Origin of the sequence: Allosphingosinicella sp. (assembly GCF_036387615.1) — a bacterium.
Classification (GTDB): domain Bacteria; phylum Pseudomonadota; class Alphaproteobacteria; order Sphingomonadales; family Sphingomonadaceae; genus Allosphingosinicella.
Genome location: NZ_DASVTH010000052.1, coordinates 65,704 through 81,004 on the forward strand (window position 1 = coordinate 65,704; position 15,301 = coordinate 81,004).

Annotated in this window: 10 protein-coding genes; 3 read left to right on the plus strand and 7 right to left on the minus strand. The window is 65.7% G+C overall.

The genetic code is table 11. The annotated features are described in order from the left end of the window. Positions 1-54: 54 nt before the first annotated feature. The 6 genes from VF631_RS10930 to VF631_RS10955 all read right to left on the minus strand — a co-directional run bounded on the left by VF631_RS10930 (position 55) and on the right by VF631_RS10955 (position 7,582). Positions 55-291: a hypothetical protein gene (locus VF631_RS10930; protein ID WP_431850337.1), complete on the minus strand. Its 237-nt coding sequence runs from the start codon at positions 289-291 to the stop codon at positions 55-57. 322 nt (positions 292-613) lie between these two features. After that, entirely contained in the window at positions 614-1,438 is an 825-nt protein-coding gene (locus VF631_RS10935) for a cyanophycinase (protein ID WP_431850338.1), read from the minus strand. 27 nt (positions 1,439-1,465) lie between these two features. Then, the gene (gene cphA, locus VF631_RS10940; RefSeq protein ID WP_431850339.1) at positions 1,466-4,231 is read right to left on the minus strand and encodes a cyanophycin synthetase; all 2,766 of its coding nucleotides are present in this window, start codon (positions 4,229-4,231) and stop codon (positions 1,466-1,468) included. A gap of 134 nt (positions 4,232-4,365) precedes the next feature. Continuing rightward, the gene (locus tag VF631_RS10945; RefSeq protein ID WP_431850340.1) at positions 4,366-5,508 is read right to left on the minus strand and encodes an acyl-CoA dehydrogenase family protein; all 1,143 of its coding nucleotides are present in this window, start codon (positions 5,506-5,508) and stop codon (positions 4,366-4,368) included. After that, positions 5,508-6,506: a CaiB/BaiF CoA transferase family protein gene (locus tag VF631_RS10950; protein ID WP_431850341.1), complete on the minus strand. Its 999-nt coding sequence runs from the start codon at positions 6,504-6,506 to the stop codon at positions 5,508-5,510. Before VF631_RS10950 ends, VF631_RS10945 begins: the two co-directional genes overlap by 1 nt. Further along, complete coding sequence (locus VF631_RS10955; RefSeq protein ID WP_431850342.1) at positions 6,503-7,582, minus strand: aldose epimerase family protein; 1,080 nt, start codon at positions 7,580-7,582, stop codon at positions 6,503-6,505. Before VF631_RS10955 ends, VF631_RS10950 begins: the two co-directional genes overlap by 4 nt. 122 nt (positions 7,583-7,704) lie before the next feature. Between VF631_RS10955 and VF631_RS10960 the strand changes: the two genes are divergently transcribed. Together VF631_RS10960 and VF631_RS10965 are read left to right on the plus strand one after the other, a co-directional pair. Continuing rightward, positions 7,705-8,760, plus strand: coding sequence for a glycoside hydrolase family 43 protein (locus tag VF631_RS10960; RefSeq protein WP_431850343.1), 1,056 nt, complete (start codon positions 7,705-7,707; stop codon positions 8,758-8,760). Further along, the gene (locus VF631_RS10965) at positions 8,760-9,983 is read left to right on the plus strand and encodes a glycoside hydrolase family 172 protein (RefSeq protein ID WP_431850344.1); all 1,224 of its coding nucleotides are present in this window, start codon (positions 8,760-8,762) and stop codon (positions 9,981-9,983) included. The genes VF631_RS10960 and VF631_RS10965 overlap by 1 nt, the downstream gene beginning before the upstream one ends. Before the next feature lie 47 nt (positions 9,984-10,030). Here the strand turns inward: VF631_RS10965 and VF631_RS10970 are convergent, their stop codons facing one another. Beyond that, positions 10,031-12,862 (minus strand): TonB-dependent receptor, encoded by a 2,832-nt coding sequence (locus VF631_RS10970; protein ID WP_431850345.1) that lies wholly within the window; start codon positions 12,860-12,862, stop codon positions 10,031-10,033. 304 nt (positions 12,863-13,166) lie between these two features. Between VF631_RS10970 and VF631_RS10975 the strand changes: the two genes are divergently transcribed. Beyond that, on the plus strand, positions 13,167-15,236 hold the full coding sequence (locus tag VF631_RS10975) for a transglycosylase domain-containing protein (protein WP_431850346.1): 2,070 nt from the start codon (positions 13,167-13,169) through the stop codon (positions 15,234-15,236). The last annotated feature ends 65 nt before the right edge of the window (positions 15,237-15,301 follow it).

Sequence of the window (15,301 nt, forward strand, 5' to 3'; positions counted from 1 at the left end):
CCGGTGGAGCGGGAACGTATATCCGCTCCGAGTTGAAGGCGAATGCTGCCCTTCTCAGAAGGGTGCTCGCGGCTTGTAGATCATCAGCACTCGTTCGATTTCGCCTTCGGAGCCCAACACCACTTCGATGTCCCAGTAGAGCTGCCCTGGTCCATTGGGCGCGTAGGCAAGCCTGTGTGGCTGCCAGAGCCGATTGTCGGTCTGGACGCGTTCGATGTTCCACACCCTTTTGAACGGCACCTGCAGGAATGCATCTCGTGGCGAGACTTTGGTCGTCTCGGATGACGCCATCGATCCCGCTAGAAGCTCGAACGTCTGAAGCTCCCCGGCTCTCAGCCGACGTTGGGCCTCCTCCAACTTAGCAATGAGCGCCGTCGCTTCCTCGGCGCCGAGCCCTGTGAGTTGCCGTGCGGCGGGGGCTTGGTGGTTGCTTCTCGTTTGAGCCCACCCGATGGCGGACTGAACCGATAGTCCGATGAGGAGCAAAACATACCAACTGCGCATCACCGGACTTTCGCTCATCCAGCAAGTCTCTGCAATGGGCCGTCGGCGGACGCGAATGGACGAACTCGATGAGCGTAGCGGACCCTGCAACTGCCGGGCCGACCTAGTGTCATTCTGAAGTCTGCGCCTTGGATCGCGGGATCGGCCGACGTTCCTTCAAGTCGAACTCGTCTCCGGTGCCGAGCACGTGAACGCGCACGTCGTGCATGGAAAGCACGCGTTCCGGCCGCGCTTCCGCGAGGTTCGAGTGTGAGACATGCTCGCCGTCGACGATGTACACGGCGCCGGCTCCGATGACCCGGAAGCGATCGCCCTCCACCACTGCGGCCGTATCCTCGTCAATGCCGATGCCGAGCACGCCCGGATTGTGCGCGACGGCACCGATCAGACGTCCAAAGCGGCCGCGTTCGGCGAAATGCTGGTCGATGATGACGTTGCGAATGAAGGCAAGGCCCGGCGCCATGTGTAGCCCCCCAATTCGGTGCGTTTCTGCGCTGCTGCCGCGTACCAGCATGGTGTCGCTCATCACCGACGCGCCTGCCGAGGTGCCGGCGATCACGCCTCCCTCCTTCCACACCCGCCGCACTTTCTCCTCGATCGCGGTATGGCCGATCTGGCTGGTGATGCGCAGCTGATCGCCGCCGGAGAAGAACACGCCGGCCGCGCCGTCGAGCACGGCGAGTTTCTCGGCGCTGTGCGCTTCGGCTCGGTCCTCAACGTAGAGTTCGACCAGTTCGCCGACGCCGAGATCCGTCAAGGCTTTCTGATATTCGGCGAAATAGCCTTCAGGCTGGTGGCTTGCGACGGTGGCCAGCACCAGCTTGCCGCCGTTGATCAGGCTAGCAACCTCCTTGAGGATGATGCGGTCGCCCTCGGAGGTGCGGTCTTCGTGGCCGCCGATGATGATCAGCTTGCCGCATTTGGCGTCGGTCATTTCAAATCCTTGCAGGGTGCGCCGGCCTCACTCCGCCGCGAGCGTGCGGGGGCTAGTGTCGGGTCTCTCGAACCGCTCGATCTGCCGCCAGGTTCCTTCTACATCCGTCGGCGTTACGATCAGCAGCTCGCCGGGATTGGTGGCGAGCAAGGCGGCCGCGGTCGCGCCATGCTCTGTCGGGATAAGGTGAACCATCTCCGGCAGGGCGCCGCCCTGAACCGCGCCCCGCTTGAGCAGTTCCATCACTTCGCCACGCGAACGCCCCCGCAAGCCGGGGTCCTCGCGGAAGAAAAGCTCGTCGAAGATACCGGCCGCGATCTGGCCCATTTCAACGATGTCCTCCTCGCGCCGATCGCCCGGGATGGAGAGCACGCCAAGCGCGCGCTTGTAGCGGTGGCGCAGGCCCCGAACGACTTCGCCCAGCGCGGTGAGGCCTGCGGAATTATGCGCGTAATCCAAGATGACGCGGAAACCGTGCTCTTCATGGACGTTGAGGCGCCCCGGATTCTGCTCGAAAGTCGACTGGAACGAAGCCATGCCTGAGCGGATGGTGAGCAAAGGCACGTCGTGAGCCAGGCACATTGCAATGGTGGCGCAGGCATTGGCGATGTTGAAGGTCGCCATGCCGTGGAGCGTCGCCGGGATTGCGCCCGCCTCGATCACCACCTCGCGTCGACCACGCTCGTAGTGAACGATGGTGCCCCCCTCGTGCCCGGGCTCCCGGACAACGGCGAGGCCGCCCTCCTCGATGTGGCGCCTTAGGAAAGTCGGCATCTCGTCCGGGCCGCCGTTCAGCGAAAACCAGGCGAGCCGGCCGCCCGCACGGCGCGCCATCCGCACGCAAAGCGGATCGTCGGCGTTGAGGACGGAGGTGCCGTTCTTCTGGACGGTTTCCACGATCAGGGATTTGACCGCGGCGAGATCGTCTAGGGTCTCGATCCCCTTCAGCCCGAGATGATCGGCGGACACGTTCAGGACGACGCCGACATCTGAATCTGAAAAGGCGAGCCCCTCGCGCAGGATGCCGCCGCGGGCAGTCTCCAGCACGGCGATGTCCACGCTGGGATCACGCAACACGATGCGGGCGCTGCGCGGGCCTGTGGCATCGCCCGACGCGACCAGCACGCCGTTGACGTAGACGCCGCTGGTTGAAGTGAGCCCCACATTGGCGCCGGTGTAGCGCAGCACCTGCTTCACCATCCTGCCGACGGTCGACTTGCCGTTGGTGCCGGTGATCGCAAAGATCGGCACGCGGCTACGCCCGCCGCGCGGGAACAGCATGTCGATCACCGGCCGGGCGACATCACGCGGCGGGCCTTCGGACGGCTCCAGATGCATGCGAAAGCCGGGCGCGGCGTTGAGTTCGATGATGCCGCCGCCCGTTTCCCGCACGGATTTGGAGATGTCGGGCGCAATGAAATCGATGCCGGCGATGTCGAGCCCGACGATCGCGGCCGCGCGGCGGGCGATCTCCGCATTGTCCGGGTGAATCTCGTTGGTGCGGTCGACGGCCGTGCCTCCGGTGGAGAGGTTCGCGGTGGCGCGCAGCACAACCTTTTGGCCCGGCTCTGGGATGCTCTCAACAGTGAGACCCGAGCGTTCCAGGAACTCGCGAACGTGGGCATCGACCTTGATCCGGGTCATCACCTTCTCGTGGCCGCGGCCCCGGCGCGGGTCCTTGTTCACCTCGTCAATCAGTTGCTGGATGGTGTGGACTCCGTCGCCGACGACATGGGCCGGCACTCGTTCGGCGACAGCGATCAGCTTGCGGTCGATCACGAGGATGCGGTGGTCGTTGCCCTCAAAGAACTGCTCGACGATGATGTCGCGGCGACCCTTGGCTTCTCGCAACGCTTCCTCGAAGCCGAAGCGGAGCTGCTCCTCGCTCTTGATACCGATGGTGACCCCACGGCCGTGATTGCCATCGAGCGGCTTGGTGACGACGGGAAAACGCAGCCGCCGCGCCTCCCGCACCGCATCTTCCACATCGCGGACGACGACGCCGCGCGGCACCGGGATGCCGTTGTCGTCGAGCAACTGCTTGGTCTGGTCCTTGTTGCCGGCGATATCGACCGAAATGAGCGCAGTCTGGCCGGTGATACTGGCGCGGATGCGCTGCTGGTGACGGCCGGTACCGAGCTGGATCAGGCTGCGCTCATCGAGCCGCATAACCGGAATAGACCGCCGCCGTGCTTCGTCGACCAGCGATTGCGTGGTCGGTCCGAAGTTGAAGCGGCCGACGGTGCGCCGTAGCTCCGCCAGTCGCCGTTCGAAATTGAATGGGCCGGCAAGCTCGTAGACCCGGTCGAGCTTCTCGATCCCGCGTAGCTCGTCCGGCAGCAGTGAGTTGACGAGTTCGAGCGCGATCCGGCCCGCCATGCGCCCGATCCGCTCGTCGGCGTAAGCGAACATGACGTTGTAGACGCCTGGCTTGCCTTTCACCGAGCGCGTCTTGCCACGCGTGACCCGCGTGCCGGCCAGCGTCTGCAACTCGAGCGCGACATGTTCGGCCACGTGACCGATCCAGGTGCCCTGGCGCAGCCGCTTGATGAAGCCGCCGCGGCGCTTCAGGCTGCAACCGTGGCGATCGAGGCTCGGCAACATCTCGATCAGCCGGTCCGTGAAGCCGGGGATGCGGTCGCTCGGATAATCCTCCAGGCGGCCGAGATCGAGCATGATGCGAACGAACGGCGTGTGGCTGTAGTAATGCGGGCCGCGATACACGCCCACTTCGAGGACGCTCATCGGTTCGGTCATCGAACGCACGGCGGAATAAGGCTGCAGCTCGCTCATCGCTCTCTTCTTCGCTGCCCCGCGTGAGCGAGATACGCAGCCCGGGACAGGCGCGGGGGTAAGGTGGTGGGACGGTGAATGCGCGGAGGTGAAACGAGGTTCCGGACCTCCTTCTCCCGCGAGCGGGAGAAGGGCTAGAGGGAGCGGCTCACCACTTCCTTCATGATCTCGTTGGTGCCGCCGAAAATGCGGGTCACGCGGGCGTCGCGCCACAGGCGGGCAATCAGATATTCGTTCATGTAGCCGGCCCCTCCGTGGAGCTGGAGCGAGGCGTCGCATAGCTCCCATTGTAGCTCGGTGTGCCAGAGCTTAGCGGCGCTGGCCTCGGCGGCGGTGAGCTCGCCGGCGATGTGGCGGCGGATCGCCCAATCGAGATGCGCCCAGCCGACCTGGAGCTTGGTCGCAATGTCAGCGAGCGTGAACTTGGTGTTCTGGAACTCGAACACGGTTTTGCCGAACGCCTTGCGCTCCTTGGTGAACTTCACCGCCTCGTCGAACGCGCGCTGGGCCGAGCCTTGCGCGGAGCAGGCGATGGAGAGCCGCTCCTGGGGCAATTGGCTCATCAGGTAGGCGAAGCCCATGCCTTCAGCGCCGAGCAGGTTGCTCTGCGGGACGCGGACGTCGTTGAAGAACAGCTCGGACGTGTCCTGGCTGTGCAGCCCGATCTTGTCGAGGTTACGGCCGCGGGCGTAGCCTTCGCGCTCGGCTTCTACGAGGATCAGCGAAGTGCCGCGCGCGCCCTGCCCTGGGTCGGTTTTGGCGACCACGATCGTGAGCTCGGCATGCTGGCCGTTTGTGATGTAGGTCTTGGAGCCGTTGATGACGTAATCGGCGCCGTCCTTGACCGCGCTGGTGCGGATGCCCTGAAGGTCCGAACCTGCGCCCGGCTCGGTCATCGCGATCGCGGTCGGCGTTTCCCCGGAGATCATGCGCGGCAGCCAGTGCGCCTTCTGCTCCTCCGTGCCGTAATGGACGATGTAGTCGGCGACGATGTCGGAATGGAGCGTGATGCCGGCGGTCGAGCCGGCATAAGCCAGTTCCTCGTCGATCACGGCATTGTAGCCGAAGTCGAGCCTCAGCCCGCCATACGCCTCCGGCACGGTCGGGCAGAGCAGGCCGGCCTCGCCGCACTTGGTCCAAAGCTCGCGATCGACGATGCCCTCGGCTTCCCAGCGGTCGAGATGGGGCGTTAGCTCCGCGGCGAAGAAGCGCCGCACCTGATCGCGGAACATCGCATGATCTTCGGTGAAGCAGGTGCGGCGGGATGTGTCGAGCATCAGACCTCCTTGAAGCGGGGCGCGGGTGCCGGTTGGGTCAGGCCACCCTGCTCGGTGAGGGTGCCTCGCGACGCAAGGTGCGGGTGCGAGGGTGCGTCGGCAAGTGAGAGGATCGACGCGAAACAGACATCGCAGCCTTCGAGCAGAGCCGACCAATGCTGACGGGGATGCCGGCGGAAGGTGGCGGTAAGCTCGTCCCGCAGGGCCGGATCGAACTGGCCGGAGCGGAGCCCGAGCTTGTTCGCGAGCACCGCGAAGAAGTGCGGCTCGAGCGCGCCGATCGCGACCCATTCACCATCGGCGCATTGGTAGCTGTCATAGAAGGGCATGCCGCCGTCGAGCAGGTTCGCGCCGCGCTCGTCGCGCCACATGCCCGCGGCGAGCAGGGACCAGGTCTGGGCCGCGAGCAAGGCGGCCCCGTCGACCATCGCGCAATCAATGACGCTGCCCCTGCCGGTGGCGCGGGCGGACAGGATGCCGGCGAGCATGCCGAAGGCGAGCAGCATCCCGCCGCCGCCAAAATCGCCGACCGCGTTGACCGGCGGTGTGGGCGCCTCCCCTGCCCTGCCGTAGGTGTGGAGATTGCCGGTGACGGCGATGTAGTTGATGTCGTGCCCGGCGGTGTGGGCGAGCGGACCCTCCTGCCCCCAGCCGGTCATGCGGCCGTAGACCAGGCGCGGATTGTCGGCGTGGAGCGGCTCCGGCCCCAGCCCCAGCCGTTCCATCACGCCGGGCCGGAAGCCCTCAATCAGCCCGTCCGCGTTCGCCGCGAGCTCCCGCACGCGCGCGACGTCGTCCGGGCTCTTCAGATCCAGCGTCAGGACCTCGGCGCGGCCGCGGCGCAGGATGTCCTTGTCCGGCGGGATCGGCGGCGTCCAGCCGGCGCGCTCGATGCGGATCACCTCCGCGCCGTGATCGGCCAGCATCATCGCCGCGAATGGCGCAGGCGCGAGCGCTGCCAGTTCGACGATCCTGATGCCGGCCAGCACGCCAGTCATCGGCGGTCGACTGAGAACCGGAAGACGATCAGGTTGCGGTAGGTCTGGCCGGGATCAAGGCGGATGCTGCCGAACTCGGGCCGGTTGGGCGCGTCGGGCGGCATTTGCGGTTCGAGGGCGATGGCGTCGCCCTGACGGTAGAGCTTGCCCGACTTGCCCCGGACGCTGCCGTCGAGGAAATTGCCCGAATAGAATTGCAGGCCCGGCTGATTGGAGAGCACTTCCAGCACGCGGCCGGAGCGCGGCTCCTCGACCCGGGCCAGCAGGCGTGGTTCGGGCGAGGGCGAACGGGCCAGCGCCCAATTATGATCGTAGCCGCGGCCGAAGCGGATCTGCTCGTCGGCGCCCTCGCGGACTCGCGCGCCGACGGGCGTAGGCTGGCGAAAATCGAACGGGGTGCCGGCGACCGGCCGGAACTCGCCTGTCGGAATGGCGGTATCGTCGGTGGGGTGGAAATGCTCGGCTGGAAGAGTCAACAGGTGCCCCATGGCGCCTTCGGCCGAACCTTCGCCGGCCAGGTTCCAGTAAGCATGGTTGGACAGGTTGACGAGGGTTGGCCGATCGGTGGTGGCGCGATATTCGATGGCAAGCTGGTTGTCGGCATCCAGGCGGTAGGTCGCATGGGTTTCGAGCGTGCCCGGAAACCCCTGATCACCGTCCGGGCTGAGATGGCGCAGCGTCACGCTCGGCGCGGCTCCGCCTGAAGCCTCGACCGCCTCCCAGTTCACCTTGTCGAAGCCCCGTGGGCCGCCATGGAGCGCGTTTGGGCCGTTGTTGACCGGCACTTGATAGTCCTGGCCGTCCAGAGTGAAGCGGCCCCCGGCGATGCGGTTGGCGACGCGGCCGACGATGCAGCCGAAATATTCGACGCCGGCCAGATAGCCCGACAGCGTGGGATAGCCGAGCGTCACATCATCCAGGCGCCCGTCGCGATCGGGCACAATCACCGATTGGATCGCGGCCCCGTAGGTGATGATCCGCACGCTCATGCCGCCCGCGTTGGCAAGCGTGATCGCTTCCACCGCCCCACCATCGGGCAAGCGGCCGAATTCCTCTCGTTCGATGCTGCCGGCCATGCCTTGTCGCCTCTCGATTGAACCAGGCGGCTATGCTAGCGGTTTGGGCACAAGGAAAGCCCGGCTAGTGCCCGCGTGGTGAACGCTTCCGGCGCCGGGCTGGACGAGCGTAGGAGAAGCCGGTGCCCAGGTTCAATCTCAAACTGTTCGGCTGGACGCTTGCGGCGGCCCTCGGCACGGCGACTGTCGCGGGCAACAGCCAGCCACTCTTCGAACCGGTGCTAAAGGACAATTTCCCCGATCCGTTCATCCTGCCGGTCGGCGACAACTATCTAGGCTACGCGACCAACACCGCCAACCGCAACGTGCCGATGGTGGTTTCGAAAGATCTCGTGCGCTGGCGCAAGCTGATGGACGAGACCAATCCCAAGCTTCTCTACGACGCGATGCCGACCCTACCCGCCTGGGCCAAACCCGGCTTCACCTGGGCGCCGGAGGTTCTGGCGCTGGACAAGGGTTATGTGCTGTATTTCAGCGCACGCCATCGCAAGCGCGATATCCAGTGCGTCGGCGCCGCGACCAGCGCGGACCCGCTCGGCCCGTTCGTCAGCGCCTCGTCCGAACCGCTCGTCTGCCAGCCTGAGCTCGGCGGCACGATCGACGCCCATCCGTTCCGCGATACGGATGGCAAGCTCTACCTTTACTACAAGAACGACGGCAACAATCCGCGTTTCCTCAAGCCTTCGCAAATCTGGGCGCAGCGGCTGTCGGCGGACGGCTTGCGGCTCGAGGGCACCGCGACACCGATCGTCAAGAACGACACGCATTGGGAGTGGCGGGTGGTGGAAGCGCCGGTGATGGTGCGGCACCAGGGCGGCTACACCTTGTTCTTCTCGGCCAACCATTTCGGCTGGGAGGCGGACCAGCGCCTGTCCAATTACGGCACCGGCTATGCGCGGTGCGAGGGGCCGATGGGGCCGTGCACCGATGCGCCGGAAAATCCGTGGCTGCGCAGCTATTTCACCCCCTCGGCCGGATGTCTGAGCGGGCCCGGCCACCCGACGATCTTCTCGGGTGGCAATCGCCGCTACATCGCCTTTCACGCCTGGGCCGCGACCGCGGGGTGCCGCCCGGCAAAGAGCGAGCGCTACCTGTATGTCGCGCCGCTCGGGTTCGACGGATCAAAGCCGGTGATCGGCCGAGGCCTGAAGCCTGTCGCGGCAGCCAAGGCCAAATGATGGTGCGGACGGTGCTCGCGCTCGCGGCCGCGGGGGCGAGCGTGCCCGCAATCGCGCAGGACGAACTCTACCGCTTCCAGCCAGGCCAGGAGACCCGCTGGATCAGTCCTGAAAACCCGACTGGCGCCAAGGGCGCGGGCGCACGTGAAAACAAGGGTGCCAAGGGCCACGCATTCGACACCGTCCCGCTCGGCGGGAGCCATGTGCTTGCCGACATACGCGGCGCCGGCACGATCGACCGGATCTGGATGACGATCGAGGATCGATCGCCGGAAGCGTTGCGCGGCCTGCGGCTCGACATCTTCTGGGACGGCGCGGCAAGGCCGGCAGTGTCTGCACCGCTTGGCGACTTCTTCCTGCACGGCGCGGGCGAGATGGTGGCGATGGAGACGGCCCTGCTCGCCAGCCCGGAGGGTCGCTCGTTCGTGTCGACGATCCCGATGCCGTTCCGGACGGGGGCGCGGATCGTGGTGATCAATGAATCGCCCAAGCCGGTCAACCTCATCTTCTTCGACGTGAACTACCGGGCGGTGCGGGAGCAGCCGCGCGATGCGCTCTACTTCCACGCCTGGTGGAGCCGCGAGCGAGCGACGAAGCTCGGCCGCGACTTCCGCATCCTGCCGCGGATCCAGGGCCGGGGCCGGTTTCTCGGCACCAGCGTCACCGTGCTCACCAACCCGGTCTACGAGAAGACCTGGTGGGGCGAAGGCGAGATCAAGATCGCGATGGATGGAGACCGGGCGGATGCGCCCACGCTGGTCGGCACCGGCACCGAGGATTATATCGGCACGGCCTGGGGCCAGGGCGCCTATATCAACCGTCACCAAGGCGCGCCGATCGCGAGCTGGGAGGGCGAGGGTCGCTGGACCTTCTATCGCTGGCACGTGCCCGACCCGGTCTGGTTCAGCCGCGACATCGAAGTGTCGCTGCAGATGATCGGCGGAGCGCGCAAGAACATCGTGCTCGGCCTGCAGAAGAAGGGCGCACCGCTGATTCCGGTGACGATCGATCCCGGATCGCGCAACAATTTCCAGAAGCTGCTCGAAACCGGCAAGCCGCTCAGCGACCCCAGCCTGCCGGACGGACACACCAATTATTACCGCAGCGACGATGTCGCGGCCGTCGCCTATTTCTATCTGGACAGCCCCGGAGGGAGTCTGCCGGCGATCGCGCCTGCGGCGGAACGCCTGGCGGCGCTCCGACCACCGCCGCAAAAGAAATAGGGGCGCCGTTCCCGGCGCCCCCGAAGCTTTTCCCGTATCGCTCCCGGTCAGAGCCGGAAACGGACACCGAGCGACATGGTGGATTCCTCAAAGCGGAGGAACCGCACATATTGAGCGCGCGGCTGGCCCGCCCGAGCGGAGGAGAAGTTCTGGCGGAACGGATCCTCCAGGATGTTTGTCCAATCGAAGAAGATCGTCGCATTCTCGATGATCGTGAAGTTGGTCGAAAGATCCAGGCGGCCCGGCGGATTGGCGAACTCGCGATAGAAGCCGCCTTCCTCGTCGCCACGAATGTCGCGGCGGTCGAGATACGAGCTGCGGTGGTTGTATGTCAGTCGCGCAGAGAAGGGCCCGCCTTCATACATGCCCACCAGGTTGTAGGTGTGCTTGGAGACGCCGCCGGCACCCGGCAGCTGGATTTGATCGGTGATGAATTCTCCCGCATTCAACGGGTCGGCGATCTCCAGCCTCCCATCGAGGTAGGTGTAGTTCGCCTGGATGCCGAAATTCCCTAGGAAATCCGGAATGCCCTCGAAGTCGAAGAAGGTCGAGAGCTGCGCTTCGAGGCCCTGGATGCGGCCGGAGCGGGTATTAACCGGCGTCGTCACCCGGATGGGACCAAGCGTTGGGTCATCCCGGGTGACCGTCTCGTTTTGGATAAAGCCCCGAAGGTCGCGCCGGAATACGGCGGCCGACATGAAGCCGGTGGGCGAGAAATAATATTCGAGCGACAGGTCGTAATTGTCCGAGTCCAGCGGCCGCAGGAACGGGTTGCCGGCGCTGCCCGTTCGCAGGCCGCCTTGCGTCGGGTCGGGTGCGCCAAGGGTCGCTGACGGGTTCAGCTGCGCGAAGGTCGGACGGGTGCGAGTCTGCGTATAGGACGCGCGAAGCTGCAGCTGCGGCGTGATACGGAAGCGGAGGCTCGCATTCGGCAGGAAGTCGGTGAACGACTGCTCCGCGTCGATCGGGGTAAACACCCCGTTGACGTTTGCCGTGCCCGAGACACCCACTTCGGTATGCACCGCCCGGATTCCGGCAATGCCCTCGAGCCGCTCGCCGAACCCGAAGTTCACCTGCGCGTAGCCGGCGTAGGTTTTCTCCTGCGCGTCGAATGTGGCCGTCGGATTGGGCGCCACCGGTTCGACCGTGAACGCTCTGCCGTTGTTCGGGAATCCGAAATTCGGATTGTTGGCGATCACGAATTGCCGAAGTTCCTCGCGGTTCCGCCGGATCGAGCGGTAGGTGGGCGTGAGGAAGGTCTCGGTGCCTGACTGAATGTCCGTGCCCCGGAAGCCACGGCGCGGAACCGCAAAATCAAGCGGCAATGCGGTGATCGGAATCCGCCGATCCAGATTGAAGCCTGCAAAGCGATCACCGAACTCGCGGTGGGCGTCGCGGTCGGTGAGGCGCGCGCCGACTTGCACCGAGCGCAGGAAGCTTTCGTCGCCGAATTCATACTGGGCGTCGATCCGGGCCTGATAGTCGTCGCCCTCGGAGACCTGGTCTTCCTCGAAGAGGCCTTCGAAGAATTGATTGGCGGGATCGTTCAGGTCGCAGTTGCTGACGGTGAATTGCGGCGTCTCCAGGTCGAAGTCGATCGTGGAGCCATTGGGGCAGTAGCGCCGGTCCACAGATTCGGTGGAGCCAGTGAAACGACTGTCGGTCCGCGCGAGATCGGCCGTGAGGGTGAAGGGGCCGGCCTCGTAGCGGCCGCCGACCGCAAACTGATAGGTGTCGGTCTTGTTGAAAGTGCCGCCCTGGAAGGAAAAGAGCGCGGGAGGATTTGTAACCGTGCCACTCGAGAGGGTGTTGTCCCCCCGGAAGACGAGGTTGGTATAAGATTGACCGCCGAACAGCAAAGCATCGAGGCGACGGTCGGACACCTTGTTTCGGAAGCCTTGGTACAAGCCTTCCGCATAGAACTCGAGGGTGTCGTTCGGCCGCCACTGGATCGATGCGTTGACAGAGGGCCGCGTCCGGTCCCCTTCACGATAGAAGAGCCGCTGGACATCGGGAAAACGCACGTCCGCGGGACCGCAGCAGTTGAGCTGGTTTCCGTTCCGCCCGAAGGTCTGCAGGAAATCCGTGTTGGACGGCTCTGAGTCGAGGAACTTCAGGCGCGTGTAGGAGGCGTTCACCAGAACGCCGATCTCACCGATACCGGTGTCCCAGCGATTGCTGACCAGGATGTTGCCGTTGGGCGTGATCTCGCCGGCCTGCTTGGTATACAAGCCCCACACCGAGCCTCCCAGCTCGAAGCCCTTGAAGTCGAACGGGCGGCGCGAACGGACGTTGACGAGCCCCGCGAGGCCCGCCTCGACGAGGTTGGCCGTGGTGGTCTTGAACACTTCCAGGGCGGCGATGTTGGCCGACGGGAAGTCCTGCAGCGCGACTTGGCGCGTTTCGGCCGTGAAGATCTCGCGCCCGTTATAAGTGGTGGTGTAGTCCGGAAGGCCGCGTACCAGCACGCGCGAAGCTTCGCCGCCGAAGCGGTCCACGGTCACGCCTGGAATGCGTGCGGCGGTATCGGAGACGGCAAGGTCGGGCAGCTTGCCAATATCTTCGGCCACGATCGCATCGACGATCTGCTCGGAATTTCGCTTGAGGTTGCGGGCGGACCGCAGCGACTCCCGGAACCCGGTGACGACGATGTCTTCGCCGGCTGAGGCATCATCGGCGCCGGCCTCGCTCTGCACGGCGTCATCGGCCTGCGGAGCACCGGCTTCCGGATCGGCCGGCTGCTCCTGCGCTTCTTGCCCCTCGGGCGACTGCGTGGCCGGCGGCTGCGCGGCGGAGGGCTGCTGCGCCCAGGCCGGTGCGGCGCCGAGCGCGAGCACGCCCGCGGACGCTGAGCAAAGAATGAGTGACTTCAGGCGCATGGTTCAGCTCCCCTCAACTGATTGCCGGCGGCTCTCGAACGGAGCCGTTTCAGGGCGCACGCTACAACCAGCGGATTCCAATCGGCAAGTCGAGCCGCTCGATTATTGCGAGACTGTGACATTGCGGACGCAATGACCTATGTGGAGTTCTGTCGCGTCGGAAGGTCTATTCAGCGCGCCGAAACCAAGCGGTCGCGATATCGTTAGGCGTTTTGGCGCGGGCGTTTCGCCCGGCCGGGAGGGTTTGGCTTTGTTGAGTGATCCTGTTTCAACGCGGGGCCCCGGAAACCGGCGGTTCGCGCGAGTGCTTGCCGACGACGAACTTCCCCCCGAGCTGATCGAGCCGACCAACGCCCCGCCCGCACCGGCCCGCAATCGCACCCTGAAGCGCTGGCTTTACCTCGCACTGGGGCTGTTCGCGCTACTCTTCCTTTACATGCTGGTCACCGCGCCGCTATCCAAGTCGCTTCAGCCGATCGCCGCGCCGGGCATCACCCTGCTGTCCGCCGAGGGCAAGCCGATCGCTCGGCGAGGCGCGGTCACCGACCTTCCCGTGAAGGTGGAGGAGCTTCCGCCCCACGTCGCCGCGGCCTTCGTCGCGATCGAGGACCGGCGCTTCTACGATCATAGCGGCGTCGATCCGTGGGGCATCTTCCGCGCCGCGATCGTCAACCTCAAGGAAGGCGCGGTCGTCGAGGGCGGCAGCACGATCACGCAGCAGCTCGCCAAGCTCGCCTTTCTGTCGTCCGACCGGACCTATGCACGCAAGCTGCAGGAGTTCCTGCTCGCTTTCTGGCTGGAGGGTTGGCTCAGCAAGGACGAGATCCTGTCGCGCTACCTGTCCAGCGTCTATTTCGGCGACAATATCTACGGGCTGCGCGCGGCCTCAAACCATTATTTCAGCCGCACCCCCGAGAAGCTGACCGTCGAGCAGTCGGCGATGCTGGCAGGCCTCATGAAGGCGCCGTCGCGGCTCGCCCCCACCGTCAACCTCAAGGGCGCCCGCGAACGCGGGGATGTGGTCGAGCAGTCGATGGTCGACGCCGGCTTTCTAACGGAGGAAGAAGCGAAGAAGCTGCCGCGCGTGAAGCTCAAGCGCGGTCCGGTCAAGGACGTGCCGACCGGCACCTATTTCGCGGACTGGGTGTTCCCCGACGCCCGCGCCTTTGCGCAGGCCGGTTACGGCGAGCAGCGCATCGTCACCACGCTTGAAGACGATCTCCAGCGGCTGGCAGTCAACGCGGTGCGCAGCGCGGGCCTCGGGCCGGCGCAAGTGGCGTTGGTGGCGATGCGGCCGGACGGGCGGGTGGTCGCGATGATCGGTGGCAAGAGCTACAAGTCGAGCCCGTTCAACCGCGCCACCCAGGCCAAGCGCCAGCCGGGCTCCGCGTTCAAGCTGTTCGTCTACCTCGCGGCGCTTCGTGCAGGCATGACGCCGGGCAGCATGATCGAGGATCAGCCGCTGACCGTCGGCGACTGGACGCCCAAGAATTACGAGAACCGGTATCGCGGCCTGATCACCCTGCGCGACGCCTTTACCGTGTCCAGCAACGTCGCCGCGGTGCGGCTGTCGGAGCGGGTCGGGCGCGAGAACGTGATCCGGGCGGCGCGCGACCTCGGCATCACCAGCGAGCTCGACAATCAGCGCAGCCTTCCGCTCGGCACCTCAGGGCTGAGCTTGATGGAGCTGGTCGGGGCTTATGCGTCGGTCGCAGCCGGCAGCTACCCGGTCCGCGCGCGCGGCCTGCCGGAGGTGGAGGAGAGCTGGTACGATCGCATGATGTCGCGCCAGAACCGGATGGACGAGCGCACGCGGCAGATGATGCTGGAGCTACTCTGGTCGTCGGTCAACCGCGGCACCGGCCGCGCCGCCGCCCTTCCCGTCCAGAGCTTCGGCAAGACCGGCACAACCCAGGACAGCCGCGACGCCCTGTTCATCGGCTTCGCAGGCGATCTGGTGACGGGCGTGTGGGTCGGCCGCGACGACAACAAGCCGCTCGGCAAGAACGTGACCGGCGGCACTGTGCCGGCGCAGATCTGGCGTGCCTTCATGTCCCGCGCGGTGAACCCGCGCACCGGCCAGGTCGCCCCGGCGCCGACCCCGCCCGAGCAGGTGCTGATCCCGGACACGGGGGTGCTGCCGACCGACGTCAACGTCCCGATCGGCGACACCGGCTACGATGTCGGCATCTCGGTCGGGCCGGACGAGGTGACGGTCTCGACCCGGCCGAGCGGCGAGGAAACGGTGACCGATGTCGATCCGGCCGTCCCGGAAGAGCCGGAGCCCGCACCTGGGGATATCCCGACGATCGCGCCGCCGCCACCGCCGCCCGTGCCGGAGGATGAGCCGGTGGAGGAAGGCAGCGAGTTCTGAGCGGACGATTTCCGCCGCACCGCATCGCGCAAGAAAAAAGGGCGGCAGGTTTCCCTGCCGCCCTT

Coding starts and splice junctions, on each gene's coding strand:
- VF631_RS10930 (WP_431850337.1), bottom strand. CDS start 291: ATGGCGTCATCCGAGACGACCAAAGTCTCGCCACGAGATGCATTCCTG.
- VF631_RS10935 (WP_431850338.1), bottom strand. CDS start 1,438: ATGACCGACGCCAAATGCGGCAAGCTGATCATCATCGGCGGCCACGAA.
- cphA (WP_431850339.1), bottom strand. CDS start 4,231: ATGAGCGAGCTGCAGCCTTATTCCGCCGTGCGTTCGATGACCGAACCG.
- VF631_RS10945 (WP_431850340.1), bottom strand. CDS start 5,508: ATGCTCGACACATCCCGCCGCACCTGCTTCACCGAAGATCATGCGATG.
- VF631_RS10950 (WP_431850341.1), bottom strand. CDS start 6,506: ATGACTGGCGTGCTGGCCGGCATCAGGATCGTCGAACTGGCAGCGCTC.
- VF631_RS10955 (WP_431850342.1), bottom strand. CDS start 7,582: ATGGCCGGCAGCATCGAACGAGAGGAATTCGGCCGCTTGCCCGATGGT.
- VF631_RS10965 (WP_431850344.1), top strand. CDS start 8,760: ATGGTGCGGACGGTGCTCGCGCTCGCGGCCGCGGGGGCGAGCGTGCCC.
- VF631_RS10970 (WP_431850345.1), bottom strand. CDS start 12,862: ATGCGCCTGAAGTCACTCATTCTTTGCTCAGCGTCCGCGGGCGTGCTC.